This is a genomic window from Micromonospora humidisoli (assembly GCF_016900955.1).
Lineage (GTDB): Bacteria > Actinomycetota > Actinomycetes > Mycobacteriales > Micromonosporaceae > Micromonospora > Micromonospora wenchangensis.
On the sequence record NZ_JAFEUO010000002.1, the window covers coordinates 566123 to 591576 of the forward strand.

Here is a 25454-nt window from a genome sequence, read left to right on the forward strand (position 1 = left end):
CTCCGCTCCGCCGCCGGCGGGATCAGTGTGCGGCGGCCAGTCCGCGTAGCCGGGTGACCGCCTCGGTCAGCACCTCGGGGCGCTTGCAGAAGGCGAACCGGACCAGCCGGCGGCCGGCCTCGGCGTCGTCGTAGAAGACCTGGGTGGGCACCGCCACCACGCCGCAGCGTTCCGGCAGGGACCGGCAGAATTCCAGCCCGTCCCGACCGCCGAGGCCGGTGATGTCAGCGGTGACGAAGTACGTCCCCTCCGGGGTGAGCACCGTGAAACCGGCGTCGGTCAGGCCACCGATCAGCAGGTCCCGCTGCCGTTGGAGGCTGTCGCGGAAACCGGTGTAGTAGTCGTCGGGCAGGGCCAACGCCACGGCGACCGCCGGTTGCAGCGGTGCGGCGTTGACATAGGTGAGGAACTGCTTGACCCGCAGCACCGCCGAGACCAGCGGGGCGGGCCCACTGACCCAGCCCACCTTCCACCCGGTGCAGGAGAAGGTCTTGCCGGCCGACGAGATGCGCAGGGTGCGTTCCCACATCCCCGGCAGGGTGGCCAGCGGCAGGTGCGTGGCGGCGGCGTCGGTGAAGACGAGGTGCTCGTACACCTCGTCGGTGACCGCGTACACGTCGTGTTCCCGGCAGAGGTCGGCGACCAGGGCCAGCTCCGGTGCGGTGAAGACCTTCCCGGTCGGGTTGTGCGGCGAGTTCAGCAGCACCAGCCGGGTACGCGGCCCGAACGCGGCCCGCAGCTCGTCCGGGTCGAAGGCGTACCGGCCGTCGTCGCCGGGACGCAGCGTCACCGGCCGCCGTACCGCCCCGGCCAGGGCGACCGACGCCGCGTAAGAGTCGTAGTACGGCTCGAAGCAGATCACCTCGTCGCCCGGCTCGCAGAGCGCGAGGATGCTGGCCGCGACCGCCTCGGTGGCCCCGGCGGTGACGACCACCTCGCCGTCCGGGTCGTACGTCAGGCCGTGGAAGCGCAGCTGGTGCTCGGCGACGGCCCGGCGCAGCACGGGCACCCCCGGACCGGGCGGGTACTGGTTGTGCCCGGAGCGCAGCGCCTCGGCGGCGGCGGCGAGCATCTCGGGCGGCCCGTCGGTGTCCGGGAAGCCCTGGCCCAGGTTGACCGCACCGGTCCGGACGGCGAGCGCGGACATCTCCGCGAAGACGGTCGTCCCGAACGGGCGCATCCGGGCCACCAGCGGGTCGACATCGGTAGGCGTCGTCACGCCCGTCAGCCTACGGCCCGCGACCACCCCCGCCACCAGGGCTCGTCACCGCCTTTCCGCCGTTGAGCCGGCTCGCTGCCGCTGGTCCGGTGTGGTCAACGGATCGGGTTGGCGTGGCACTGCACCCGCCAGTCGTCCGGGCCGGCCGCGTCGGTGACCCGGGGCCGGTTGCCGACGGTGGTGGCGCACCGGAATCCGCCCGGGTTGCCGTCGGAGCGGGCGGCGCTGACCAGCACCCGGTTCGGATCGTCGGTACGCAGCTCCATCCGCCAGGGCAGCCGTACGTTCTCCTGCTGGATGAAGTAGCCGTCCCCGTCGTAGAACTGGAGGTCCACCGGGCCGGTGCCGGTCACCTCGTAGGTCACCGGGTGCCGGCCGGGGCCGTCGGCCGGCCGGGTGGCGGGTGCGGAGGGTTGGAACGGCTGCGGCGGGCTCCAGCTCGGCTCGGGTTCGTCGTCGTAGTAACCCCGGCCGTAGGGGTCCTCGGTCGCCGTGTCCGGCCCGGTCCTACCCAGCAGGGCACCACCCCCGCAGAAGCAGGCGCAGCCGACGAGGGCGAGCACCACGACCACGGCGACCACGATGCCCACCACCGTGCCGACGCCGGTCCGCCTGCCCGCCTGCGGGTATCCGGGGTGGGCGAACGGCGGCGGATAACCCGGCGGCGGCCAGCCGTGGCCGGGCGGTCCGCCGGGCCAGCCCGCTGCGGGTGGCCCGGCGGGGATTCCGGGCCAGCCGGCGGCGGGTGGGCCGGCGGGGATTCCGGGCGGGCCGGCGGGCCAGGCGACGCCGGGCGTACCGGGGGCCGGGCCGGAAGAAGGTGAGCCGAGCGGGCCGGGAGGAGCCGGGCCGGTCGGGTCGGGATAGGCGGCACCGGTCGGATCGGGATAGGCGGCAGCGGAGGGGCCGGGTGCCGATCCGTGGACCCAGGGGCCGGGGGCCGCCCAGGGCTGTGGGACCGCGAACGGGTCCGGCGGGGCCCACGCGGACGGGCCCGGGGCGCCGGCGGGCCCGGGACCCGGGTAGCCGGCTGCCGGAGGCGTCGGGTCACCGGCGGCAGGTGCGGGGTCGCTGGCGGCAGGTGCGGAACTGCCGGCCGCAGGTGCGGAATCGCCGGATGGGGGAGTGGGGTCGCTGGGGGGCGACGTGTCGGACATGGCTGCTCCGGGGACGGAAGAGGAGGAAAGGGGCGTGCGGGCCGTCCCAGGGACGTTCCAGGGTCGCCGAGAGACTGTCGTACCGGCGGGCCTGCCGCAACCCCGTACGGCCGGACGGCCGGGACGGTCGTCCGGTTGCCGCCCGTCACCGCCCGATCGCTCAAATTCGGTGATCGTTTGCCTGGCTTCCGCGCACGCGAGGTGAGCGAAACTGGGTTAGGCTGCGAACCATGTGTGGAATCGTGGGTTACGCCGGCGCGCGCCCGGCGCTCGGCATCGTGCTCGACGGACTGCGGCGGCTGGAATACCGGGGCTACGACTCGGCCGGGGTCGCGATCGTCTGCGACGACGAGCTGCTCACCGAGAAGAAGGCCGGCAAGCTGGCCAACCTGGAGAAGGTCCTCTCCGAGCGGGCCGCCACCAACCCCGACGACTGCGCCGCCAGCCCGGTCGGCATCGGCGACGGCACCACCGGCATCGGCCACACCCGGTGGGCCACCCACGGCGGCCCGACCGACCGCAACGCCCACCCGCACCTGGCCCCCGACGGCCGGGTCGCCGTGATCCACAACGGCATCATCGAGAACTTCGCCAAGCTCCGCGCCGAGCTGGAGGACGACGGCGTCCAGTTCACCAGCGACACCGACACCGAGTGCGCCGCCCACCTGCTCTCCCACGCGCTCGCCGAGTTGCGGGCGGCCGGTGGCACCGACGGCCCGCAGCTGCTCGCCGCCGCGATGCGGGTGGTGTGCCGGCGGTTGGAGGGCGCATTCACCCTGCTCGCCGTCGACGCGGCCATCCCGGGTGCGGTGGTCGGTGCCCGGCGCAACTCGCCGCTGGTGGTCGGCCGGGGTGACGGGGAGAACTACCTGGCCAGTGACGTGGCGGCGTTCATCGAGCACACCCGCGAGGCGGTCGAGCTGGGGCAGGACCAGCTCGTCCTGATCACCGCCGACAGCATCGAGATCACCGACTTCGACGGCCAGCCGGCCACCGGCAAGGACTTCCACATCGACTGGGACTCCTCGGCCGCCGAGAAGGGTGGTTACGACTGGTTCATGCTCAAGGAGATCGAGGAGCAGCCGCAGGCCATCGCGGACACCCTGCTCGGCCGGCTCACCGAGACCGGGGAGATCGCCCTCGACGAGGTCCGCCTCAGCGACCAGGACCTGCGCGACGTCGACAAGATCTTCATCGTGGCCTGCGGCACCGCGTACCACTCGGGCATGGTCGCCAAGTACGCCATCGAGCACTGGACCCGGATCCCCTGCGAGGTGGAACTGGCCAGCGAGTTCCGCTACCGCGACCCGGTGCTCGACCGGTCCACCCTGATCGTGGTGATCTCGCAGTCCGGCGAGACGATGGACACCCTGATGGCGTTGCGGCACGCCAAGGAGCAGAAGGCCCGGGTGTTGGCCATCTGCAACACCAACGGCTCCACCATTCCGCGCGAGTCCGACGCGGTGCTCTACACCCACGGTGGCCCGGAGATCGCCGTCGCCTCGACCAAGGCGTTCCTCACCCAGCTGGTCGCCTGCTACCTGATCGGCCTGCACCTGGCCCAGGTACGCGGGATCAAGTTCGCCGACGAGGTCGGCGCGGTGGTCGCCCAGCTCCAGGAGATGCCGGGCAAGCTGCGGGAGCTGCTGGGTCGGATCGAGCCGGTGCGGGAGCTGGCCCGGGAGCTGAAGTCGGAGCCGACGGTGCTGTTCATCGGCCGGCACGTCGGCTACCCGGTGGCCCTGGAGGGCGCCCTCAAGCTCAAGGAGTTGGCGTACATGCACGCCGAGGGGTTCGCCGCCGGTGAGCTGAAGCACGGGCCGATCGCCCTGATCGACAAGGGCACCCCGGTGATCTGCGTGGTGCCGTCGCCGGTCGGCCGGGGCATGCTGCACGACAAGGTCGTCTCCAACATCCAGGAGGTGCGGGCCCGGGGCGCGCGGACCATCGTGATCGCCGAGGAGGGCGACGAGGCGGTGGTCCGCTACGCCGACCACCTGATCTACGTGCCGCGTACGCCGACCCTGCTCGCGCCGCTGGTCACCACCGTGCCGTTGCAGGTGTTCGCGGCCGAGATCGCCGCCGCCCGGGGGCACGACGTGGACCAGCCGCGCAACCTGGCGAAGTCGGTCACCGTGGAGTAGGTCGCCGCTCACCGGCCGAGCACGATCCGGGCCATCCCGTCCAGGGCGGGGTTGTCGGGGTCCCAGTAACCGGTGTGGCCGCCCCGACCGCTGGGGAAGGTCCGGCCGCCGAAGCCCGGATCGCTCGGGTCGTGCCCGAACCACAGCCGGTGGTCGTCCGGGCGGAACAGCGCGGCGGCGCTGGCCAGCGGCGAGGTGGCCAGCACCGCCCGACCGGCCAGCTCCCGGGGTGGCTCGACCAGCCGGATCACGTCGTCGCCGGCGGTGCTCGACCAGACCTGCCCCGGCGGCAGGCCGAGCGCCCCGGCCCGGTCCACCCCCACCCCCGGTGACCCGACGAAGGCCAACGCGTCGGCAGCCAACCCGTGGTCGCGGGCGGCGCTGCCCACCACCAGCGAGCCGTAACTGTGCCCCAGCACGGTCTGCCGGGCCGGCGGTCCGTCGTGGGTGGCGCGCAGCCCCTCCTGGAAGCGGTGCAGGCCGGGCCCGGCGTCCCGGGCCTGGGCCGGTGAGGACGCCTCGGGCAGGAAGTCGGGGGCGTCGTAGTCCAGCCACAGCACCGCCGCCGTCTCCTCGCCGGGAGCGAGGGCGGTGCACCGGTCCTGCACCCGGGCGGCCCGGCCCAGCTCACCGGGGACGTCGGCGAGGTCGCTCGTCATGCCCGGCACGTAGGTCAGCACCCGGCGGGCCCGGTCCGGGTTGCCCAGCGCGACGATCGCCCGGCCGTCGCCGCTCGGGTCGAGCCCGAGCAGGTACGCCCGGGGTCCCGTCGTCGCGGCGAGTCGTCCGGCGAGCCCGTCCAGGGCGGCCAGCGCCCGGTCGATCCGGCGCAGCCCGGAACGCCCGCCCGACCCGCTGGCCGACAACGCCCGGCGTTCGGCCAGCAGGGCCTCCCGGTGCCCGGCCAGCAGCAACCGGTTCGCCTGGTCCCGGGCCGCCGCCGGCACCCCGTCGCGGGGGCCGGTCCGGGCCGGTTCGTGCAGCACCAGCCAGCGTCGTTGGGCCGGGGTGAGACCGTCCCACCAGGCGCGGACCGCCGCCGGGGTGGCATCGTCGGCCGGCCGGCCCGGTGGTGGCCGGTGCACCCAGCCGGTGCGGGCCGCCCCGGTCAACTCGGCCAGCCGGCCGGCGGCCTCCTGGTCGGCCACGTCGGCCAGGGCCAGCGCCTCCCGCAGCGCCACCGCCACCTGGGCCACCGCCGCCGGCGATCCCACCCCGCCACCGTTGCCACCACCACCGGTCCCACGGCCACCGGGACCGCCATCAGGCGCGCCCGTGCCGGCGCGGGGGCCGGGGGAGTGGGCCGCGCCGGCACCACCCGCCGGGGCGCGGTGGGCACCAGTCCCGGCCGGCAGCCCGCCCGATTCGGGGCCGCGCCAGGTCGGCGGGACCGCCCGCAGCCCACCGTGCCGGTCCACCGCCACGCCGGTACGGTCGGCCAGCGTCACCGCTTCGGCGAGCCGGGCCTTGGCCACCCGCAGCCGACCGGCGAACTCGGCGAGCACCTGATCGGTCTCGACCAGCGCCGGCAGAATGGTGCCCAGCTCCGCGCGCAGCCCGTCGAGCCGGGCACCGGCCCTGGTGGCCGCCCCGCCCGACCAGCTGGCCCGCAGCGTCGTCGCCTGCTCGGCCAACCCGGACCGCCGTCGGGTGACCGGCGCGTCCAGCCCGCGCCAGGCCACCCCCGCCGCCGCCCAGTCGCCGGGGGAGGCGGCCCAGAGCTGGGCGTACCCGATCATCGGGGTCGACCGGCCAGTCGCTCGGCGGCCCGGTCGTCGGCCGCCGCGTACGCCTCGGCGGCGGCCCGCAGCGCGGCACCGGTCTCGGCGACCCGTACGCCGAGCACCCCGTGCCAGGCGTGCACCGCCGACTCCAACCCGGCCAGCGCGGCCCCGGCCCGCCAACCCGGCGCGGACAGCACCAACCCGGGGTGACCCGCCAGCCCCCGGGCCAGCGTGTACGCCTCGTCGGCCAGCCCACCGGCCGCGGCGCGCAGCACCGGCAGGTCCACCCGCACCGGCTCGTCCGTCATCGTCCGCCTCCCTGCCTCGGTCGGCCCGCCGCCGTGACCGTGCCGCCGACGCTAGGTGGCCGGGCGGCCCTCCGGCGGGCCCTGTGGACGACGGGCAGGGGTCGTACGTCCGGTTGTCCACAGGTCTTGCCGGCCGCGACGCCGGTGGCTAATCTGCCGCCTCCACCGCCGGTAGGGTGATCCCGACCACGGCGGACGGGCCCGGCCGGGACGGGCGGGCCGGCCGCCCGGCGGCGAAGACGGGGGCGGCATGAGATCGGTGTGGCGGGTGTCGGACGTGCGCGCGGCGGAGGCCGGCCTGATGGCCGCCCTCCCGCCCGGGACGCTGATGCAGCGGGCGGCGGCCGGGTTGGCCCGGCGGTGCGCCCTGCTGCTCGCCGACCGGGGCGGGGTGTACGGCGCGCGGGTGCTGCTGCTGGTCGGCAGCGGCGACAACGGCGGCGACGCGTTGTACGCCGGTGAGCGGCTGGCCCGCCGGGGTGCCCAGGTCGCGGTGCTGCCGACCGCCCCCGGGCGGGCGCACGCCGACGGGCTGGCGGCGCTGCGGGCCGCCGGGGGACGGCTGGTCGACGCCCCGCCCGCCACGGTCGACCTGGTGCTCGACGGGATCGTCGGGATCGGCGGCACCGGCGGGCTGCGGGACGCCGCCGACGAACTCGTCGCCGGCCTGCCCGAATTGCGGGGCCGGGACGGCGGCCGGGCCACCGTCGTCGCGGTGGACGTGCCCAGCGGGGTGGCGGTGGACACCGGCGACGTGCCGACGGACGGGGTGGGCCGGCCCCGCGCGGTGCGGGCCGACGTGACGGTGGCGTTCGGCGCGCTCAAGCCGGCCCTGGTGGTCGGCCCGGCGGCCCCGCTGGCCGGGCAGGTCGAACTGGTCGACATCGGGCTCGGGCCGTGGCTGCGCGGCACCCCCGCGCTGCACGTCACCGAGTGGTCCGACGTGCGCGACTGGTGGCCCCGCACCGGCGCGTCCTCGGAGAAGTACCGCCGGGGCGTGGTCGGGGTGGCCACCGGGTCGCGGACCTACCCGGGGGCGGCGGTGCTCTCGGTGGGTGGCGCGCTGGCCGGCCCCACCGGGCTGGTCCGGTACGCCGGCGGCGCCCGCGACGAGGTGGTCCGCCAGCACCCGTCGGTGATCGCCACCGACCGGGTCGCCGGGGCCGGCCGGGTGCAGGCCTGGGTCTGCGGCTCCGGCCTCGGCACCGACGAGCAGGCCGGCGCGGAGCTGCGCGCGGTGCTGGCCGCGCCGGTGCCGGTGGTGCTCGACGCGGACGCGTTGACCCTGCTGGTGGACGGTTCGCTCGCCGGTCGGCTGCGGGACCGGGACGCCCCGATCGTGGTCACCCCGCACGACCGGGAGTTCGCCAGGCTGTGCGGTGAGGAACCGGGGGCCGACCGGGTCGCCGCCGCGCTGCGGCTGGCCGCCTGGATGAACGCGACGGTGCTGCTCAAGGGGGACCGCACGGTGGTCGGCACGCCTGACGGCCGGGCGTACGTCAACCCGACCGGCAGTCCCGCGCTGGCCACCGGGGGCACCGGCGACGTGCTCGCCGGGCTGCTCGGGTCGCTGCTCGCCGCCGGGTTGGCCCCGGAGCGGGCGGCGGTCGTCGCGGCGTACCTGCACGGGTTGGCCGGGCGGGAGGCGGCCCGGGGCGGCCCGGTGACCGCGCCGGACGTGGTCACCGCGCTGCGTACGGTGGCGGCCCCGCTGCTCTGACCGGCGGTCGGGTCGGCGTCCACCGACCCGGTGATCACCGACGCCAGTAGGCTGGGCGTATGTGGCAGGCCGAGGTGCGCGTCGATCTGGACGCGATCCGTGCAAACGTGGCCCGGCTCCGGTCGGGCACCAGCGCCGAGTTGATGGCGGTGGTGAAGGCCGACGGGTACGGCCACGGCATGGTCCCGTCGGCGCGGGCCGCGCTCGACGCGGGGGCGGACTGGCTGGGGGTGTGCACCCTCGACGAGGCGTTGACGCTGCGCCGGGCCGGGATCACCGTGCCGGTGCTGGCGTGGCTGCTCGACCCGGGGCTGCCCCTGCACGAGGGGGTGGCGGCGGGGGTGGACCTGGCCGCCGCGAGCCTGTCCCAGCTCGACGAGATGGTCGCGGCGGGGCGGGCAGCCGACCGGCCGGCCCGGCTGCACCTCAAGATCGACACCGGGCTGTCCCGGGGCGGCGCGACCGTCGCCGACTGGCCGACCCTGCTGGAGGCCGCCGCGAAGGCCCAGGCCGACGGCCTGGTCGAGGTGGTCGGCGTGTGGAGCCACTTCGTGTACGCGGACTCGCCCGGCCACCCTACCACCGACCGGCAGTTGGCGGTCTTCCACGAGGGGCTGGCCATGGTCGAGCGGGCCGGCCTGCGTCCGCGCTACCGGCACCTGGCCAACTCGGCGGCCACCCTGACCCGCCCCGACACCCACTTCGACCTGGTCCGACCCGGGATCGCCGTCTACGGGCTGTCGCCGATCGCCGGGCAGCAGTTCGGGCTGCGTCGGGCGATGACCGCGCGGGCCCGGGTGATGCTCGCCAAGCGGGTCCCCGCCGGCACCGGCGTGTCGTACGGGCACACCTACACCACGACCGAGGAGGCGAACCTGGCCGTGGTGCCGCTCGGCTACGCCGACGGGGTGCCCCGGCACGCCTCCAACGTGGGCCCGGTGCAGCTCGGCGGGAAGCGGCGGACCATCTCCGGCCGGGTCTGCATGGACCAGTTCGTGCTCGACTGCGGCGCGGACGAGGTGGCCGCCGGTGACGTGGCGACCCTGTTCGGCAGCGGCGACGACGGCATGCCCACCGCCGACGACTGGGCGGAGGCGGTCGGCACGATCAACTACGAGATCGTCACCCGGTTCGGCGGGGTCCGGGTGCCCCGGGTCTACGACGGGACGCGCCCGTGAGCGCGGTCAGCCGGTTCCGGGTGCCCCGACCGAGGACCGCCGCCGGACGGGTCGCCGGTGTGGTCGGGGCCGCGGTGGGGGTGGCCGCCGCCGGGCTGGCCGCCGGGGTGGCCACCGAACGGGCCCTGGTCCGCCGGCTCAAGGCCGACCCCGCCGACCCGTACGCCGGGGAGGACTTCGGCGCGCAGCGGTACGACGAGGCGTACCGGCTGGAGTTGCCGGACGGCACCGACATCCACGTCGAGGTGGTCGAGCCGACCCGGCCGGTGCCGGGGCGTCCGACGGTGGTGCTGGTGCACGGCTTCTGCCTGGACATGGGGACGTTCCACTTCCAGCGTCAACTGCTGGCCGAGCGGGGCGACTACCGGGTCGTCGCGTACGACCAGCCGGGGCACGGCCGGTCGGGGCGGTTGGAGACCGGCGAGTACGACCTCGCCGCACTCGGCCACACCCTGCGCCGGGTGATCGACGCGACCGCCCCGGAGGGGCCGCTGGTGCTGGTCGGGCACTCGATGGGTGGGATGACCATCATGGCGTTCGCCGAGGCGTACCCGGAGTTGTTCGGTGACCGGGTGGTCGGCACGGTGCTGATGGCCACGTCGGGCGGGTTGCTGGCCGAGACGAAGCTGGTCGCGCCGGCCCTGCTCGGCCGGGTCGGCTCGCCGGTGCTGTTCATGATGAGCAACGCCACCAGGTACGGCGGGCTCGTCATCGACCGGGCCCGGAAGTCCACCTCGAACGTGGCCTGGCTGCTGACCCGCCGGTACGGCTTCGGCACCCCGAAGCCGAGCCCGGCCCTGGTGTCGTACGTGGAGCGGATGAACTCCCGGACGTCGGCCGACACGGTGACCCGCTACCTGCGGACCCTGGCCACCCACTCCCGGTTCCCGGCGTTGGCCGCGCTGAGCGGCACTCCGGTGCTGGTGGTGGTGGGCGACAAGGACATGATCACGCCGGTGGTCCACTCGGACGAGATCGTCCGTCGGCTGCCGCACGCCGAATACGTCAAGATCCGGGACAGTGGGCACGTGGTGATGCTGGAACACGCCGACGAGGTCAACGCCGCGCTGGAACGTTTCCTGGAGGCGTTGTGAGCGTGCGCGTCACGTTGCCCACGGCCGAGGACACGCACGCCTTCGGCCGTCGGCTCGCCGGGGTGCTGCGCGCCGGTGACCTGCTGCTGCTCACCGGCCCGCTGGGGGCCGGCAAGACCGCCCTCACCCGGGGCCTCGGCGTCGGCCTGGGGGTACGCGGCGACGTCACCTCGCCGACCTTCGTGATCGCCCGGGTGCACCGGCCGGATCCGGCGCGCGGCGGCACGGTGGCCCTGGTGCACGCCGACGCGTACCGGCTGGGTGACGCCGCCGACCCGCGCGCCGAGATCGACGACCTGGACCTGGACGCCTCGGTGGACGACTCGGTGACCGTGGTCGAGTGGGGCGAGGGGCTGGTCGAGCAGCTCGCCGAGACCCACCTGCGGGTACGCATCGACCGGCGCGACGACGACTCCCGGGTGGTCGAGTTGGAGCCGGTGGGCGGGGACTGGGCGGACCGCCTGACCGCGCTGGGCTGACCCGGCCCTGGGGTGCGGGGTGTCGTACCCGCTGCCTAGAGTGCCGGGGACTTCGTTTGTGAAAGGTTGCCGATGCCCGACGACACCCCCACCCTCGACCTGCTGGAGCTGCTGCCGCAGGAGTGGCGTGCCGTGCTCACCCCGCACCTGGACCCGGCCCGGACGGCGGCGCTCGCCGAATTCGTCGCCCGCGAGTACGCCACCCAGACCGTCTTCCCGCCGCAGGAGGACCTCTTCTCCGCCTACCGGCTGTGCGGTCCGCAGCAGTGCCGGGTGCTGATCCTCGGCCAGGACCCGTACCACAAGGCGGGGCAGGCGCACGGGCTGAGCTTCAGCGTCCGCGAGGGGGTGTCGGTGCCGCCGTCGCTGCGCAACGTCTTCAAGGAGCTGAGCGAGGACCTCGGGGTGCCCAAGCCGCGCAGCGGCAACCTGGACGGGTGGGCGGCGCAGGGTGTGCTGCTGCTCAACGCGGTGCTGACCGTCCGCCAGGCCAGCCCCGGTTCGCACGGCAACTCCGGGTGGGAGGAGTTCACCGACGCGACCATCCGCGCCCTGGACGCCCGGGACGAGCCGGTGGTCTTCCTGCTCTGGGGTGGCTACGCCCGCAAGAAGGCGGCCCTGGTCACCAACTCCCGGCACGTGGTGCTGGAGGCCGGTCACCCGAGCCCGATGAACCCGCGTGGGTTCCTGGGCAGCCGCCCGTTCAGCGCCACCAACAAGGCACTCGCCGACGCCGGGCTGCCCCCGATCGACTGGGAGCGCTCGGCCGGCTGACCTGCGTGGCCGCCGTCCCCACCGCGTGGTGGTGCGCCGCATCGCGGCGTGGTGGGGACACGGCGCTGCGTTTCGTCGGCGCGGTGCTCACCGCCCGGTCCGGTCGGCCGGGCCGACGTCCGGGGCACGGCCGTCGGCGGCGCGTTGCCGGTGCCGGCGCAGCAGTGCGGCGGCCCGCGGGTCGGTCAGCTCCACGGCGACCAGCGGGACCACCCGGTAGCCGCGCTCCCCGTGCCGTACCTCGATCGCCGCCGGGAACTCGTCGCACATCTGCGCGCGGATCTCGCCGTACCGGGTCATCCAGAGGTGCTCGCCGGGTTCCTCCGGTTCCAGGTGCAGGCCACCGAACTCACCCCACCTGGCGTTCCAGCGCTGGCCATAGGCGGCCGTCAGCCAGGCGGTGAACCGGGCGGAGTCGCACCACCGGACGGCGATCTCGACCGCGTCGACGGGTACGGGCGCACCCTGCAGCAGCGCGGCGGTGCTGCCGGTCAGCAGGTGGGGCAGGTCGCCCAGCCGGTCGAGCAGCCGGTCCAGCCCCAGCTCGTCGATCCGGTCGGTGGTCGACCGCCCGGCCAGCGCGTCCATCTCGGCGTCGAGGTGGTTGTCGAGGGGCTCGGTGGTGACGGCGAGTTGCCGGCCGAGGGCGGCGAAGAGGCGCTCGACCAGGTCGAGGCTCGGCACCCGACCACCGCGCTCGACGCGGGCCACCGCGCTCTGACTCGTCCCGGCCCGATCCGCCAGTTGCTGCTGGGTGAGCCGTCCGACGCTGCGTTCCCGACGAAGCAGGGCGGCGATCTCTGTGGCGAGCCGACTACTTTCAGGCATCCCCGGATGATGATGTGCCGGCAGTGAGCGGTATGCCTGTGAGTCATAAGTATGACTCACAGGCATACCGCTCTACGTCGGATGGCACTCCCCGCCCTGGCCGGTTCCCCATCCGGTGGTCCGTCGACGGGGCCAGGAGCCAGGGGGTGAGGAGCAGTCGGGGCGGGGACAGGGGGGTGGCCCGAGAGCGAGGCGTGGACCTGAGGGCGGAGCCGAAGGGCTGTTCCGAGGCAGCAGCGCGGGGCCGGGACCGGGACGATTCCGAGGTCGAGGAGCAGGACGAGCGCCCAGGATGAGAGCCCGGGCGGGGGCGAGGGCGCGGGATGAGAGGGCGGGCGGGGTGTGACCGGGCGGCGCGGGTGGCCGGCTAGGCTGGCTTACCGTGCTCGTACTGGTGGTGGACTCCTCGACCCCCGCGGTCACCGCGGCGCTGGCCGAGGTCACGGCGGACGGCGTCGCGCTGCGGGCGCACCGGTGCACGGTCGACGCCCGCGCCCACGGTGAACTGCTCGCCCCGCAGGTCGAGGCGGTGCTCGCCGACGTCCACGCCCGACCGGCCGATCTCGACGCGATCGTCGCCGGGCTCGGCCCCGGACCTTTCACCGGGCTGCGGGTCGGGCTGGTCACCGCCGCCACCATGGGCCAGGTGCTCGGCGTCCCCACGTACGGCGTCTGCTCGCTCGACGGCATCGGCCACGCCCCGATGCCTGACAACGCCGGCACCGCCGCGCCCGCCGCCGTCGGCGACGGCACGGTCCGGGAGCAGCGGGTGCTGGTCGCCGCCGACGCCCGGCGCAAGGAGGTCTACTGGGCGGTCTACGGCGACGGCCGGCGGATCGTCGGGCCGGAGGTGGACGCCCCGGCCGTCGCCGTCGCCCGCGCCCGCGAGCTGGCCGTCACCGTCGCGGTCGGCGACGGCGCCCACCGGTACGCCGACGTGCTCGGCCTGCCGCTGCGCGCCGAACCCCGCTACCCGGACGCCGCCACACTTGTCGCCCTGGCCGCCGAGCGGGTCCGGGCCGGGGCCGCCGGCGAGACGCTCACCCCGTTGTACCTGCGCCGCCCGGACGCGGTCGCGGCGACCAGCCGTAAGTCGGTGCTGCCGTGACCGTCCGCATCGAGCGGTTCCGCTGGTGGCACGTCGCCGAGGTGCTGCCGATCGAGGCTGACCTGTTCGGTGCCGAGCAGTGGTCGCCGGCGATGTTCTGGAACGAGCTGGCCAGCGGCCACCACTACCGGGTCGCCCTGGACACCGACGGGTCGCTGCTGGGCTACGCGGGTCTGACCGTCGATCCGGACGGCGAGTCGTGGGTGCAGAACATCGCGGTCCGCCGGGACGCCCAGCGGCGCGGGATCGGCCGGGCGCTGCTTGCGGACCTGCTCGCCGAGGCGGCCCGGCGCGGGATCGACAGTGTCCTGCTGGAGGTGGCCGTCGACAACGCCCCCGCCCAGCGGCTCTACGCGACGTACGGGTTCGAGCCGATCGGCGTACGACGGGGCTACTACCAACCGAGCAACACCGACGCGCTGGTCATGCGGCGCGACGCGGAACCGGGTGCGGACGGGACGGACCATGGCTGACGAACCGCTGATCCTCGGGATCGAGACCTCCTGCGACGAGACCGGGGTGGGCATCGTGCGCGGCCACACGCTGCTCGCCGACGCGTTGGCCTCCAGCGTGGACGAACACGCCCGGTTCGGCGGGGTGGTGCCCGAGGTGGCCAGCCGGGCGCACCTGGAGGCCATCGTGCCGACCATGGACCGGGCGCTGCGCGACGCGGGGGTGACCCTCGCCGACATCGACGCGATCGCGGTCACCTCCGGCCCCGGCCTGGCCGGGGCCCTGCTGGTCGGGGTGGCCGCCGCGAAGGGTTACGCGCTGGCCGCCGAGAAGCCGGTGTACGGGGTGAACCACCTGGCCGCCCACGTCGCGGTGGACACCCTGGAGCACGGTCCGCTGCCCGCGCCGGCGATCGCCATGCTGGTCTCCGGTGGACACTCCTCGCTGCTGCGCGTCGACGACCTGGCCCGGGGGGTGACCCCGCTGGGCGCGACCATCGACGACGCGGCAGGTGAGGCGTTCGACAAGGTGGCCCGGCTGCTCGGCCTGCCGTTCCCGGGTGGCCCGTACATCGACCGGGAGGCGCGCTCCGGTGACCCGGCGTCGATCGCCTTCCCGCGTGGCCTGACCGCCGCGAAGGATCTCGTCGCCCACCGCTACGACTTCTCCTTCTCCGGATTGAAGACGGCGGTGGCCCGCTGGGTGGAGGCGCGGCGGCGGGCCGGTGAGCCGGTGCCGGTGGCCGACGTGGCGGCCGCCTTCCAGGAGGCGGTCTGCGACGTGCTCACCGGCAAGGCGTTGGCCGCCTGCCGGGAACACGGGATCGACACCCTGGTCATCGGCGGGGGCGTGGCGGCGAACTCGCGGCTGCGGGCGATGGCCGAGCAGCGGGCGCAGCGGTACGGCATCCGGGTCCGCACGCCCCGGCCGGGGCTGTGCACCGACAACGGCGCGATGGTCGCCGCGCTCGGGTCGCATCTGGTGGCCGCCGGGGTACGTCCGAGCCGGCTGGACCTGCCCGCCGACTCGGCGTTGCCACTGACCACGGTCAGCGTGTGAGGGGAGGGACCGACGTGATCGTACGGATGTGGGAGGCGCGGGCCGAGTCGTACGGCTTCGCCGACCTGATCACCTGGGTGTGCGAGACGGCGCTGCCGGAGTTCGAGCACGATCCGCTGCACGTGTCCAGTGAGGTCTTCTCCTCCACCGACCACCGGGTGGTGGTCGTCTCGAAGTGGCGCAGCAGCCCCCGGTCGCTGCCCGAGCCGCCGGCCACCCTGCTCGCCCGCCCCCCGCACTCCTGGGACTTCACCCAGGTCGACCGCTGACCGGCCGCCCGGTGCCGGGCCCGGACAGCCGGACGGCCCGCCGGCGGTGGTGCCGCCTGCGGGCCGTCGGGTCAGTCGCGCCGGGTCAACTGCGGCGGGTGATCCGCCAGGTCGCGTAGCCGCCCGCGCCGAGCGCGAGCAGGAAGACCGCCCAGACCACCGTGGTGCTCACCCCGACCGACGGGCCGGAGGCGGCCCCGGCCTGCGCGGCGGCGACCAGCGAGTCGTTCTGCGCGGCCGGGATCGCGGCCGGCGGCATCTGCTGCCAGCGGACCAGCCCGGTGCTCTCCAGCATGGCCATGTGGTCGCCCACGAACTTGTTGGCCTCGTCGGCGAGCTTGCGGACGGTGTTGTCCCGGGTGCTGGCCCGGACCGCGCCGATCACCGGGAAGATCTTGCCGTGGGCCAGCCGGAGCCGGGTCACGAAGATCTGGTCGAACTGAGCACCGGAGGCGTTCTGCATCTCGGTCAGCCACCCCTTCTGCTCCGTGGTGGGATCGGTGGGCAGCGTCGCGCCCAGCTTGTTGGCGGCCTGCACCACCAACTCGTCGAGGACGCCGTGCTGCCGGGCGATCTCCGCGCCGACCTCCCGCACCCGCGCGGACTGGCCCTTCTCGGCGGCCATCGTGCCCGCCGGCATCTCCCACAGGCCGGCCAACCGGACGCCGTTGAGCAGCGTCATGTCGGCGGCGTTCAACTGGACGCCGGGTGCGGCGACCGCCATGCCGGGTAGCACGACCAGCCCGGCCAGGAAGGTGACGAGCAGCACCGCCACCCGGTGGGTCCGGTGCCCTCGCCGACGACGTACGGAATCCAGCGGTGCCATGCTGCGGTGCCTCCTCGATCCGGCCGACCTGTCCTGCCGGGCAGCGACCCCCGGCTGCCCGTCCGCCCACTGGTACGGACTGTCGGGCCGATCAGTTCACCGGGCGGCGCACGAGTCGGAAGGGGACCGTTCAGGCGGCGTCGAGCGGGTCGGCGAGGAGCCGTTCGAAGGCCAGCTCGGCGGCACCGATCAGGGCCGCGTCGTCGCCGAGTTTCGGGGTCCGCAGCCGGACGTGTTCCAGGCAGGCGGGCAGCCCGGTCTCGTTGAGCCGGCTGCGGACCTGGGCGGCGGCGGCCAGGTAGAGGTCCCGCATGGTGCCGCCGAAGATGACCATCTCCGGGTTGAAGATGTTGACCAGGTTCGCCACCCCGAACCCGAGCCAGTCCCCGGCGTGCCGGACGGCGGTCTGGGCGCGGGCGTCCCCCCGGTCGGCGGCGTCGAAGACGGCCAGCAGCGCGTCCCGGCCCCGGGCGTCGGACCGGCCGGCGGCCCGCAGCAGCCCGTACTCGCCGATCTGGGTCTCCCAGCAACCCCGGGAACCGCACTCGCAGGGGGTTCCGTCGCGGACCACCACCATGTGGCCGACCTCGCCGCCGTACCCGCCGTGGCCGGTCAGCCGGCGGCCACCGGCGATGATGCCGGCGCCGACGCCGACGTCCCCGTACAGGTAGATGACGTTGTCGCAGCCGGCGGCGACGCCCCGGGCGTGCTCGGCGAAGGCGGCGACGTCGGCCACGTTGCCCACCGTGACGGGCAGCTCGACGCCGAGTTCGACGGCGAGGGCGGCCCCGATCGGCTCGTCCACCCAGCCGGTGGTGGGACCGAGCCGAACCAGCCCGTCGGCCTTGCGGACCATGCCGCAGACCGCGACGCCGGCACCCACGCAGATCGACTCCGGCGGCACCCGTTCCCGCATCTGCTTGAGGGCGCCGGCCAGCATCGGGACGGTCTCCCCGGCGTCGAGGTCACGTGGCCTGTCGAGTTCCCGGCGGTCGAGCACCTCGCCGCCGAGACCGACCCGCGCGGCCCGCAGCCGGTCCACCTCGATCGAGTACGCGTACGCGTAGACCCGGGCCGACTCGGGCCGGACGACCAGCGACGGTCGCCCGGCCCGGCCGGTCTCCTTCGGTGTGCCCTCGCTGACCAGGCCGGCCCCGGCCAGGTCGGCGGTGAGCGCGCCGATGGTGCTGCGGTTGAGCCCGAGGGCGGTGGTGAGTTCCGCGCGGGAGGTGGCGCCGTGCACGTGGACGTGTCGGAGCAGCGCCCCGAGGTTCTGCCGTCGGATCTCGTCCTGGCTCGGTCCTACCCGCATCGTTGGTGACACCCCGTGTTCCGCCGCTGGCGTACGCGGATCAGCGGGTGCCGGAGGCGGAGGCGCGGCGGCGCGACAGCGCGTCCACGCTGGCCGCGAGGAGCAGCACCACACCGGTGACGACGTACTTCACCCCGGCGCTGTAGCCCATCAGGCCCATGCCGTTGTCGATGACGGCGACCACCGCGCCACCGAGCACGGCGTCGAGGACCCGGCCCTTGCCGCCGAAGAGGCTGGTGCCGCCGATCACCGCCGCGCCGACGGCGTAGAGCAGCACGTTGCTGCCGCCGGTGTTGGGGTCGACCGAGTTGGCCCGGCTGGCCGCGACGATGCCGCCGACCGCCGCCATGGACGAGCAGATCACGAAGACCGAGATCCGGATCCGGTCGACGTTGATGCCGGCCCGACGGGCGGCCTCCTTGTTGCCGCCGACGGCGTAGACGTGCCGGCCGTAGCTGGTGCGCTGGAGCACGAAGGTCCAGACGATCAGCAGCACCGCGATGACCGGCACCACGATCGGCACGCCCTTGAGTGAGTTGATCAGGACGTTGCGGCTGCGCTCCTGGTTGAGGATGTAGACCGCGATGCCGAGGATCAGGGTCAGGCCGCCGATGCGGGCGAGCACCACCGCCATCGGGTCGGCGGTCAGTCCCCGGGACAGCCGCTTGCGGTACCGCAGCAGCTGCACGGCGGCGTACCCGCCGATGGCGAGGGCGGCCAGCGCCCAGCCGACGGCCGGGGGCAGGTTGCGGTTGGCGATCGCCACCAGCACCTCGTCGTTGACCGAGATGTTGGCGCCACCGCTGATCAGCATCAGCACGATGCCCTGGAAGGCGAGGAAGCCGGCCAGGGTGACCACGAACGACGGGATGCCGATCTTGGCGACCAGGAAGCCGAGCACGGTGCCGATGACCACACCGGTGAGGATCGCCGCGAGCACGGCCACGTACCAGGGGTAGCCGGCCTTGGTGGCGACGTTGGCCAGGATGGCCGCGCAGACCCCGCTGGCGAAGCCGGCGGACAGGTCGATCTCGCCGAGCAGCAGGACGAAGACCAGCCCCATGGCGATCAGGGTGACCGCCGCGCCCTGGGTGAACAGGTTGGCGAAGTTGCCGGCGGTGAGGAACGACGGCCGCATGATCGAGAAGACCGTGCAGAGCACGATCAGTCCGAGGACGGCGGGCAGCGCGCCGATGTCGCCGCCGCGTACCCGGCCCCAGTAGCCGCGCAGGTGGCTGCCGACGGTGGGCGGCGGCGTAACCGCCGCCGGGCCTTCCTTGCGCACGGCGGTGGTGGTCATCGAACGCCTCCTGGAGTGGTGTCGGCGGGTCCCGCGCCGGTGCCGTTGCCGGCGGTGACCGGTTCGCCGGTGAGACCGAGGTTGCCGGAACGACCGGCGGTGATCAACTCGACGACCTGCGAGTGGGTGATGTCGGTGGTCTTCACCTGGGCGACCATCTGCCCGAGGTAGAGCGCGGCGATCCGGTCGGAGACCGCGAAGACGTCGTTCATGTTGTGCGAGATCAGCACCACGGCCAGCCCGTTGTCGGCCAGCCGGCGGACCAGTTCGAGGACCTGGGCGGTCTGTGCCACGCCCAGTGCGGCGGTCGGCTCGTCGAGGATGACCAGCTTGCTGTTCCAGAGCACCGCCTTGGCGATGGCGACGGTCTGCCGCTGCCCGCCGGAGAGGCTGGAGACGTGTTGGCGAAGCGACTTCACCGTCCGTACGGAGAGCCCGGCGAGGGTTTCCGCCGCCATCTGTTCCATGGTCGGCTCGTCGAGCACCAGCCCGCTGTGCTTCTCCCGGCCGAGGAACATGTTCTGCACGATGTCGAGGTTGTCGCAGAGCGCGAGGTCCTGGTAGACGACCTCGATGCCGAGCGTGGCGGCGTCCCGGGGGCTGTTGATGGTCACCGGTCGGCCGTCGAAGAGGAACTCGCCGGCGTCGGCCGGGTAGATGCCGCTGATGCACTTGACCAGGGTGGACTTGCCGGCGCCGTTGTCGCCGACCAGTGCGGTCACCTCTCCGGCGTGGGCGGCGAGGGCGACGTCGCGCAGGACCTGGACGGGACCGAAGCTCTTGTCGATCCCGCGCAGTTCCAGCAGGGGGGTCGCGGACACGGGGGTCTCCTTCGGACGGAGGGAAGATCTCGGAGCCCGTCCGGCGGCGAGCGCCGCCCGGCACGGGGTTCCGTGCCGGGCGGCGTCGCGTCGACGGGGTACGACGCTCGTCGTACGGTCAGCTGATGCCGTTGGCGGTGCAGAGCGCGGCGTACGCGCCGGTGCAGAGCTTCGCCTTGTCGACGTAGCCGTCGGCCACGACGTCCTTGACGGTCGCCTTGTCGATCGCCTTCGGCTCCAGCAGCACGGACGGGACGTCCCGGCCGCTCTCCGGGTCCTTGACCGTCTGCCCGGTCTCCTTGCGCTCGCCCTTGGCCACGGCGATGGCCAGCTCGGCGGCCGCGTCGGCCTCCTTCTTGACGGCCTTGTAGACGGTCATGCACTGGTCACCGGCGAGGATGTTCTGCAGGCCGGTCACGTCGGCGTCCTGGCCGGTGACCGGGACCTTGCCGTTGAGCTTGTTCTTCTTCAGCACCGAGATGGCCGCGTTGCCGAGGCCGTCGTTGGCGGAGAGCACACCGTCGATCTTGCCGCCGGTCTGGGTGAGCATCTGCTCGAAGATCGTGGCGGCCTGCGCCGGGTCCCAGTCCGGCACCGACTGGTCCGGGCCCTTGGTGTATTCCTTCGACTCGAACTTCGGCTTGAGCACCGAGTCGTAGCCGTTCTTGAACAGGGTGGCGTTGTTGTCGGTCGGCGAGCCGTTGAGGTAGGCGACCGTCGGGTTCTTGACGCCCTTCTCGGTCAGGCACTTGACCAGGCCCTCGCCCTGGAGCTTGCCGACGGCCTCGTTGTCGAAGCTGACGTAGTACTGGGCGGAGCCGCCCAGGGTGAGCCGGTCGTAGTCGATCGTCGCGACGCCCTGCGACTTCGCCTTGTCCAGCACGGCCTTGCCGGTGCCGGAGTCCAGGTTGACGATCATCAGGGTGGTGACCCCGCTGGTGATCATCTGGTCGGCGATGGTCTGGAAGGCGTTCTTGTCGTTCTGGGCGTTCTGGATGTCCGACTCGACACCGGCGGCGTCGAAGGCGGCCTTGAGGAACCTGCGGTCGGCGGTCTCCCAGCGGGCGGAGGACTTGCTGTCCGGCAGGATGACGCCGATCTTCGGCTTCTTGGCGGCATCGCCGCCGGCGTCGTTGCTGCTGGAGTCGTCGCCGCAGGCGGCCATGCTGCCGGTGGCCAGCAGGCCGACGGCGGCGAAGGTGAGGAAGCCCTTGCGCATCTGCACGGGTCCTTTCGAGGGTGGGGGAGGAGTGGTCGGTGTTTTGTTGTGTCCGGCAACGTATTCCCGCTCACAACGCGGGCGCAAGACTGCCGAGGTCAGAAGTTTGTTGGCGGCGGTAACAATTCAGCAACGCGGTTGTCACCCGCAGGACACCCGCCCCGTAATCACGCTGCGTGTCCGGTCTGCGGCCGGCTGCCGACCGCCGGCCGGGGTCAGCCGGCGGCGATCCGCGCGGTGCCGGCGTCGGTGAGGGCGACCAGGTCCGCCGGGGCGAGTTGGAGCTGCAACCCCCGCCGGCCGGCCGACACGTAGACGGTGTCGTGGTCCAGCGCCGAGACGTCGACCACCGTCGGCAGCCGCCGTCGCTGGCCCAGCGGGCTGATCCCGCCCCGCACGTAACCGGTGCTCCGCTCGGCGGCGGCCCGGTCGGCCAGCGCGGCCCGCTTGCCGCCCAGCGCCGTGGCCAGGGCCTTGAGGTTCAGCTCGCCGGTGACCGGGACGACCGCCACCGCCAGCGCCCCGTCCACCTCGGCGACGAGCGTCTTGAACACCCGCCCCGGCGGCACCCCGAGCGCCGCCGCGACCAGCGCGCCGTAGTTCGGCGCGTCCGGCGCGACGTCGTACGGGTGGGTGCGGTGGGCGATCTTCCGCTTGGTCAGCAGTGCCGTCGCCGCAGTGGCCTGTCCCGCCATGCCGGTCACGCTAGCCCGGCGGGCCGCCGTCCGCGACCGGTCGGCCGATCAGCACCGTCGGCGCCCCGGCCACCCGGGTCAGCACCAGGCTGGCCGGATTCTCCCCGGCCAGTCGCAGGTCCCGCCGCAGCTGCTCGGGCGACAACGCCGAGCCCCGCTTGAGGATCTCGACCCGGCCGACCCGGCGTTCCCGCAGCAGCGCGCGCAGCCGTTTCAGCGAGAACGGCAGCACGTCGACGATCTCCAGGCACCTGCCGAACGGGGTGGGACGCGGGGTGTCCGCGTAGAGGTAGGCGATGCTCGGGTCGGCAAGCGTCGCGTCGAGGGTGTCGGCCAGTTCGGCGACCAGGTGCGACCGGACCACCGCCGGGTCCGGGTCGTACAGGTAGCGCCGGACCGGGCCGACCGGGGCCTCGGCCGTACCGGTGCCGGTCAACCGGTGGACGGCGACCGGCTCGCCGTCGGCGGGCGAACCGTCCGCCGGCCGCCGCCGGTCGGCGGGCCCCGACCGCAGGACGGTCGCCCGGCGGGGCACCCCGGCGAGCGCGCCGCACCACAGGGCCGCCTCGACCAGGTCCCCGTCGACGCTCACCCACTCCGCCTCGGCGTCGGCCGGGACCAACGCGTGGTCGATGCCGGGGGCCACCTTCACCACCGTGTGCGGCACCCGCGCGGCCAGCCCGGTGACGAAGTCCCACGGCGGCGAGTAGGCGTCCGGGTCGAAGATCCGCCGGCCGGTGCCGGCCCGCCGCCGGGCCGGATCGCAGAAGACCGCGTCGACCCGGGTCACGTCGAAGGCCGTCGCGTCGCCGCACTCCACGGTGAACATCCCGGCCAGCCCGGCGGCCCCGGCGTTCGCGGCGGCCAGCGCGGCGGTGACCGGATCGGCCTCCACGCCGTACACCCGGATGCCGGCGCGGGCGGCGGCGAGCGCGTCGGCACCGAGGCCGCAACCCAGGTCGGCGAGGGTGCGCACCCCGGCGGCGGCGAGCCGGGCGGCCCGCCGGTCGGCGACCACCCGGCGGGTGGCCTGCTCCAGGCCGGGGCGGGTGAGGAACATCCCGGCCGCCTCCGGGCCGAACTTGCCGACCGCCCGGCGGCGCAGCTCGGCCTGGGTCAGCGCGGCGGCGGCCAGCCCGGGGGGCACCCCGCGCGAGCGCAGCGCCGCCGCCGCGACCAGCGGGTCGCCGCCGGCCACCCCGGCCGCCGCGGCGAGCACGGCCGACCCCTCGGCGGTACGCAGCGCGGCGAACTGGTCGAGATCCACCCGCCCATTGTCCGGCCCTCCCGGGAGATCGACTCAGGTGGGGCGATGTTGCGGTGTCCGGGCGGTGTCGTCACCGCAACATCGCCACCCTTGAGTTGATCATCGGCGGGACGGCGACACGGAGGGCGGCAGATTGGCACTCTCCTTGACGGAGTGCTAGCCGAGGAATAACCTGCGATTAGCACTCTCACCCCGAGGGTGCCAGCGTCCGGGCCATCCGGTCCGGATGCTGAACGCCAGGCGGACCGGCACCCGCGACGACGGCCCCGCCCGGTGGCATGTGGCAGATTGACGCTGGTCGGACTCTCGGCCGGCAACGAAACCAAGTACCCCAGGAGGGTATGCCCGTGACTACCGCGACCAAGGTTGCGATCAAGCCGCTCGAGGACCGGATCGTGGTCCAGGCGAACGAGGCTGAGACCACCACGGCGTCGGGCATCGTGATCCCCGACACCGCCAAGGAGAAGCCGCAGGAGGGCACCGTCCTCGCCGTCGGCCCCGGCCGGATCGACGACAAGGGCAACCGCGTGCCGCTCGACGTCAAGGTCGGCGACACCGTCCTCTACTCGAAGTACGGCGGCACCGAGATCAAGTACGCCGGCGAGGAGTACCTGGTGCTCTCCGCCCGCGACGTTCTCGCGGTCATCGAGAAGTAACCAACCGATTCCCGTGTCGTCGCCCCGGTCCGGCTCGCCGGGCCGGGGCGACGACGCTTCGAAGGGACATTCATGGCGAAGATCCTGAGCTTCTCGGACGACGCCCGGCACCTGCTGGAGCACGGTGTCAACGCCCTCGCGGACGCGGTCAAGGTCACCCTCGGCCCGCGCGGGCGCAACGTCGTCCTGGACAAGAAATTCGGTGCGCCGACGATCACCAACGATGGTGTGACCATCGCCAAGGAGATCGAGCTCACCAACCCGTACGAGAACCTCGGCGCGCAGCTGGTCAAGGAGGTGGCGACGAAGACCAACGACGTCGCCGGCGACGGGACCACCACCGCGACCGTGCTGGCCCAGGCGATGGTCCGCGAGGGCCTGCGCAACGTGGCCGCCGGGGCCAACCCGACCGGCCTCAAGCGGGGCGTCGACGCGGCGGCCACCAAGGTCTCCGAGGCGCTGCTCGGCCGGGCCGTCGAGGTGGCCGACAAGAAGTCGATCGCGCACGTCGCGACGATCTCGGCGCAGGACGCCACCATCGGTGAGCTGATCGCCGAGGCGATGGAGCGGGTCGGCCGCGACGGTGTCATCACCGTCGAGGAGGGCTCCACCCTGACCACCGAGCTGGAGGTGACCGAGGGTCTCCAGTTCGACAAGGGCTTCATCTCGCCGAACTTCGTCACCGACTCGGAGTCGCAGGAGTCGGTGCTGGAGGACCCGTACATCCTCATCACCACCCAGAAGATCTCGGCGATCGAGGAGCTGCTGCCGCTGCTGGAGAAGGTCCTCCAGAACAGCAAGCCGCTGCTGATCGTCGCCGAGGACGTCGAGGGTCAGGCGCTGTCCACCCTGGTGGTCAACGCGATCCGCAAGACCATCAAGGTCTGCGCGGTCAAGGCCCCCGGCTTCGGTGACCGCCGCAAGGCGATGCTCCAGGACATGGCGATCCTGACCGGCGCCGAGCTGGTCGCCCCGGAGCTGGGCTACCGGCTCGACCAGGTCGGCCTGGAGGCGCTCGGCACCGCCCGGCGCGTCGTGGTCGACAAGGAGAACACCACCGTCGTCGACGGCGGCGGCAGGTCCGCCGAGGTCGCCGACCGGGTCGCCCAGATCCGCAAGGAGATCGAGGCGTCCGACTCCGACTGGGACCGGGAGAAGCTGGCCGAGCGGCTGGCGAAGCTCTCCGGTGGCATCGCGGTCATCAAGGCGGGCGCGGCGACCGAGGTCGAGATGAAGGAGCGCAAGCACCGCATCGAGGACGCGATCGCCGCCACCAAGGCCGCGGTCGAGGAGGGGACGGTTCCCGGCGGCGGTGCCGCGCTGGCCCAGATCCGCTCGGTGCTCGACGACGACCTTGGCCTGACCGGTGACGAGAAGGTCGGTGTCTCGATCGTGCGCAAGGCGCTGGTCGAGCCGCTGCGCTGGATCGCCCAGAACGCCGGCCACGACGGCTACGTGGTGGTGGAGAAGGTCGCCGGCCAGGACTGGGGCCAGGGCCTCGACGCTGCCAAGGGCGAGTGGGTCGACCTGGTGAAGTCCGGCATCATCGACCCGGTGAAGGTGACCCGCAATGCGGTCACCAACGCCGCGTCGATCGCCGGTCTCCTGCTGACCACCGAGAGCCTGGTGGTCGAGAAGCCGGAGCAGCCGGAGCCGGCCGCCGCCGGTGGCCACGGCCACGGCCACGGTCACGGCCACCAGCACGGCCCGGGTTTCTGACCCGGTAGCACGCCAGCTCAGGGCGCACCGTCGATCTCGGCGGTGCGCCCTGACGCGTACGGTGACGGCTGCTTACGGAACGGTGACGTGGTTGGCGGCCGGCCCGGTCGATCGACGACACTGGC

24 protein-coding genes are annotated in these 25454 nt (G+C 73.7%); 12 read left to right on the plus strand and 12 right to left on the minus strand.

The annotated features are described in order from the left end of the window. Positions 1 to 22: 22 nt before the first annotated feature. Together JQN84_RS08055 and JQN84_RS08060 are read right to left on the minus strand one after the other, a co-directional pair. Positions 23 to 1219, minus strand: a complete 1197-nt coding sequence (locus tag JQN84_RS08055) for a pyridoxal phosphate-dependent aminotransferase (RefSeq protein ID WP_204957733.1) — start codon at positions 1217 to 1219, stop codon at positions 23 to 25. A gap of 95 nt (positions 1220 to 1314) precedes the next feature. Next, positions 1315 to 1812: an MmpS family transport accessory protein gene (locus tag JQN84_RS08060; RefSeq protein ID WP_204957734.1), complete on the minus strand. Its 498-nt coding sequence runs from the start codon at positions 1810 to 1812 to the stop codon at positions 1315 to 1317. Between the two features lie 794 nt (positions 1813 to 2606). Between JQN84_RS08060 and glmS the strand changes: the two genes are divergently transcribed. After that, positions 2607 to 4520, plus strand: coding sequence for a glutamine--fructose-6-phosphate transaminase (isomerizing) (gene glmS, locus JQN84_RS08065; protein ID WP_204957735.1), 1914 nt, complete (start codon positions 2607 to 2609; stop codon positions 4518 to 4520). Positions 4521 to 4528: 8 nt separating this feature from the next. Here the strand turns inward: glmS and JQN84_RS32080 are convergent, their stop codons facing one another. After that, positions 4529 to 6259, minus strand: a complete 1731-nt coding sequence (locus tag JQN84_RS32080) for an alpha/beta hydrolase (protein ID WP_204957736.1) — start codon at positions 6257 to 6259, stop codon at positions 4529 to 4531. Beyond that, the gene (locus JQN84_RS08075; protein WP_204957737.1) at positions 6256 to 6552 is read right to left on the minus strand and encodes a hypothetical protein; all 297 of its coding nucleotides are present in this window, start codon (positions 6550 to 6552) and stop codon (positions 6256 to 6258) included. The genes JQN84_RS32080 and JQN84_RS08075 overlap by 4 nt, the downstream gene beginning before the upstream one ends. A gap of 250 nt (positions 6553 to 6802) precedes the next feature. Here JQN84_RS08075 and JQN84_RS08080 point away from each other — a divergent pair, with 250 nt between their 5' ends. The 5 genes from JQN84_RS08080 to ung all read left to right on the plus strand — a co-directional run bounded on the left by JQN84_RS08080 (position 6803) and on the right by ung (position 11797). Then, positions 6803 to 8272: an NAD(P)H-hydrate dehydratase gene (locus JQN84_RS08080; protein WP_204957738.1), complete on the plus strand. Its 1470-nt coding sequence runs from the start codon at positions 6803 to 6805 to the stop codon at positions 8270 to 8272. A 59-nt stretch (positions 8273 to 8331) separates the two neighbouring features. After that, the gene (gene alr, locus JQN84_RS08085; RefSeq protein ID WP_204957739.1) at positions 8332 to 9450 is read left to right on the plus strand and encodes an alanine racemase; all 1119 of its coding nucleotides are present in this window, start codon (positions 8332 to 8334) and stop codon (positions 9448 to 9450) included. Beyond that, entirely contained in the window at positions 9447 to 10544 is a 1098-nt protein-coding gene (locus tag JQN84_RS08090) for an alpha/beta fold hydrolase (RefSeq protein ID WP_204957740.1), read from the plus strand. The genes alr and JQN84_RS08090 overlap by 4 nt, the downstream gene beginning before the upstream one ends. Next, positions 10541 to 11023 (plus strand): tRNA (adenosine(37)-N6)-threonylcarbamoyltransferase complex ATPase subunit type 1 TsaE, encoded by a 483-nt coding sequence (gene tsaE / locus JQN84_RS08095; RefSeq protein ID WP_204957741.1) that lies wholly within the window; start codon positions 10541 to 10543, stop codon positions 11021 to 11023. Before JQN84_RS08090 ends, tsaE begins: the two co-directional genes overlap by 4 nt. A gap of 72 nt (positions 11024 to 11095) precedes the next feature. Continuing rightward, on the plus strand, positions 11096 to 11797 hold the full coding sequence (gene ung, locus JQN84_RS08100; RefSeq protein WP_204957742.1) for a uracil-DNA glycosylase: 702 nt from the start codon (positions 11096 to 11098) through the stop codon (positions 11795 to 11797). Positions 11798 to 11884: 87 nt separating this feature from the next. Here the strand turns inward: ung and JQN84_RS08105 are convergent, their stop codons facing one another. Beyond that, the gene (locus tag JQN84_RS08105; protein ID WP_204957743.1) at positions 11885 to 12625 is read right to left on the minus strand and encodes a helix-turn-helix domain-containing protein; all 741 of its coding nucleotides are present in this window, start codon (positions 12623 to 12625) and stop codon (positions 11885 to 11887) included. 382 nt (positions 12626 to 13007) lie between these two features. Between JQN84_RS08105 and tsaB the strand changes: the two genes are divergently transcribed. The 4 genes from tsaB to JQN84_RS08125 are packed head-to-tail and all read left to right on the plus strand — an operon-like array spanning position 13008 to position 15514. Beyond that, positions 13008 to 13733, plus strand: coding sequence for a tRNA (adenosine(37)-N6)-threonylcarbamoyltransferase complex dimerization subunit type 1 TsaB (gene tsaB / locus JQN84_RS08110; protein WP_204957744.1), 726 nt, complete (start codon positions 13008 to 13010; stop codon positions 13731 to 13733). Continuing rightward, positions 13730 to 14206: a ribosomal protein S18-alanine N-acetyltransferase gene (gene rimI / locus JQN84_RS08115; protein ID WP_204957745.1), complete on the plus strand. Its 477-nt coding sequence runs from the start codon at positions 13730 to 13732 to the stop codon at positions 14204 to 14206. Before tsaB ends, rimI begins: the two co-directional genes overlap by 4 nt. Then, positions 14199 to 15245: a tRNA (adenosine(37)-N6)-threonylcarbamoyltransferase complex transferase subunit TsaD gene (tsaD, locus tag JQN84_RS08120; protein WP_204957746.1), complete on the plus strand. Its 1047-nt coding sequence runs from the start codon at positions 14199 to 14201 to the stop codon at positions 15243 to 15245. Before rimI ends, tsaD begins: the two co-directional genes overlap by 8 nt. A gap of 14 nt (positions 15246 to 15259) precedes the next feature. Beyond that, the gene (locus tag JQN84_RS08125; RefSeq protein WP_204957747.1) at positions 15260 to 15514 is read left to right on the plus strand and encodes a hypothetical protein; all 255 of its coding nucleotides are present in this window, start codon (positions 15260 to 15262) and stop codon (positions 15512 to 15514) included. 85 nt (positions 15515 to 15599) lie between these two features. On the opposite strand, the gene JQN84_RS08130 is transcribed toward JQN84_RS08125, so the two are convergent. The 7 genes from JQN84_RS08130 to JQN84_RS08160 all read right to left on the minus strand — a co-directional run bounded on the left by JQN84_RS08130 (position 15600) and on the right by JQN84_RS08160 (position 22954). Continuing rightward, positions 15600 to 16340 carry a DUF4142 domain-containing protein gene (locus tag JQN84_RS08130; protein WP_204957748.1) on the minus strand — a complete coding sequence of 247 codons (741 nt, stop codon included), beginning with the start codon at positions 16338 to 16340 and terminating at the stop codon, positions 15600 to 15602. A 130-nt stretch (positions 16341 to 16470) separates the two neighbouring features. Further along, on the minus strand, positions 16471 to 17652 hold the full coding sequence (locus JQN84_RS08135) for an ROK family protein (RefSeq protein ID WP_204957749.1): 1182 nt from the start codon (positions 17650 to 17652) through the stop codon (positions 16471 to 16473). Positions 17653 to 17692: 40 nt separating this feature from the next. After that, positions 17693 to 18952, minus strand: coding sequence for a sugar ABC transporter permease (locus JQN84_RS08140; RefSeq protein WP_204957750.1), 1260 nt, complete (start codon positions 18950 to 18952; stop codon positions 17693 to 17695). Then, positions 18949 to 19773 carry an ATP-binding cassette domain-containing protein gene (locus JQN84_RS08145; RefSeq protein ID WP_088645777.1) on the minus strand — a complete coding sequence of 275 codons (825 nt, stop codon included), beginning with the start codon at positions 19771 to 19773 and terminating at the stop codon, positions 18949 to 18951. The genes JQN84_RS08140 and JQN84_RS08145 overlap by 4 nt, the downstream gene beginning before the upstream one ends. 118 nt (positions 19774 to 19891) lie before the next feature. Next, entirely contained in the window at positions 19892 to 20992 is a 1101-nt protein-coding gene (locus tag JQN84_RS08150; RefSeq protein ID WP_204957751.1) for a sugar ABC transporter substrate-binding protein, read from the minus strand. A gap of 215 nt (positions 20993 to 21207) precedes the next feature. Next, the gene (gene ybaK, locus JQN84_RS08155; RefSeq protein ID WP_204957752.1) at positions 21208 to 21687 is read right to left on the minus strand and encodes a Cys-tRNA(Pro) deacylase; all 480 of its coding nucleotides are present in this window, start codon (positions 21685 to 21687) and stop codon (positions 21208 to 21210) included. Between the two features lie 10 nt (positions 21688 to 21697). Beyond that, positions 21698 to 22954 carry a THUMP-like domain-containing protein gene (locus JQN84_RS08160; protein ID WP_204957753.1) on the minus strand — a complete coding sequence of 419 codons (1257 nt, stop codon included), beginning with the start codon at positions 22952 to 22954 and terminating at the stop codon, positions 21698 to 21700. A gap of 347 nt (positions 22955 to 23301) precedes the next feature. On the opposite strand from JQN84_RS08160, the gene groES reads away from it, so the two are divergent. Further along, positions 23302 to 23610 carry a co-chaperone GroES gene (gene groES, locus JQN84_RS08165; protein ID WP_067313457.1) on the plus strand — a complete coding sequence of 103 codons (309 nt, stop codon included), beginning with the start codon at positions 23302 to 23304 and terminating at the stop codon, positions 23608 to 23610. 72 nt (positions 23611 to 23682) lie between these two features. Then, a complete protein-coding gene (gene groL / locus JQN84_RS08170) occupies positions 23683 to 25329 on the plus strand; it encodes a chaperonin GroEL (protein WP_204957754.1) in 1647 nt (548 codons plus the stop codon). The last annotated feature ends 125 nt before the right edge of the window (positions 25330 to 25454 follow it).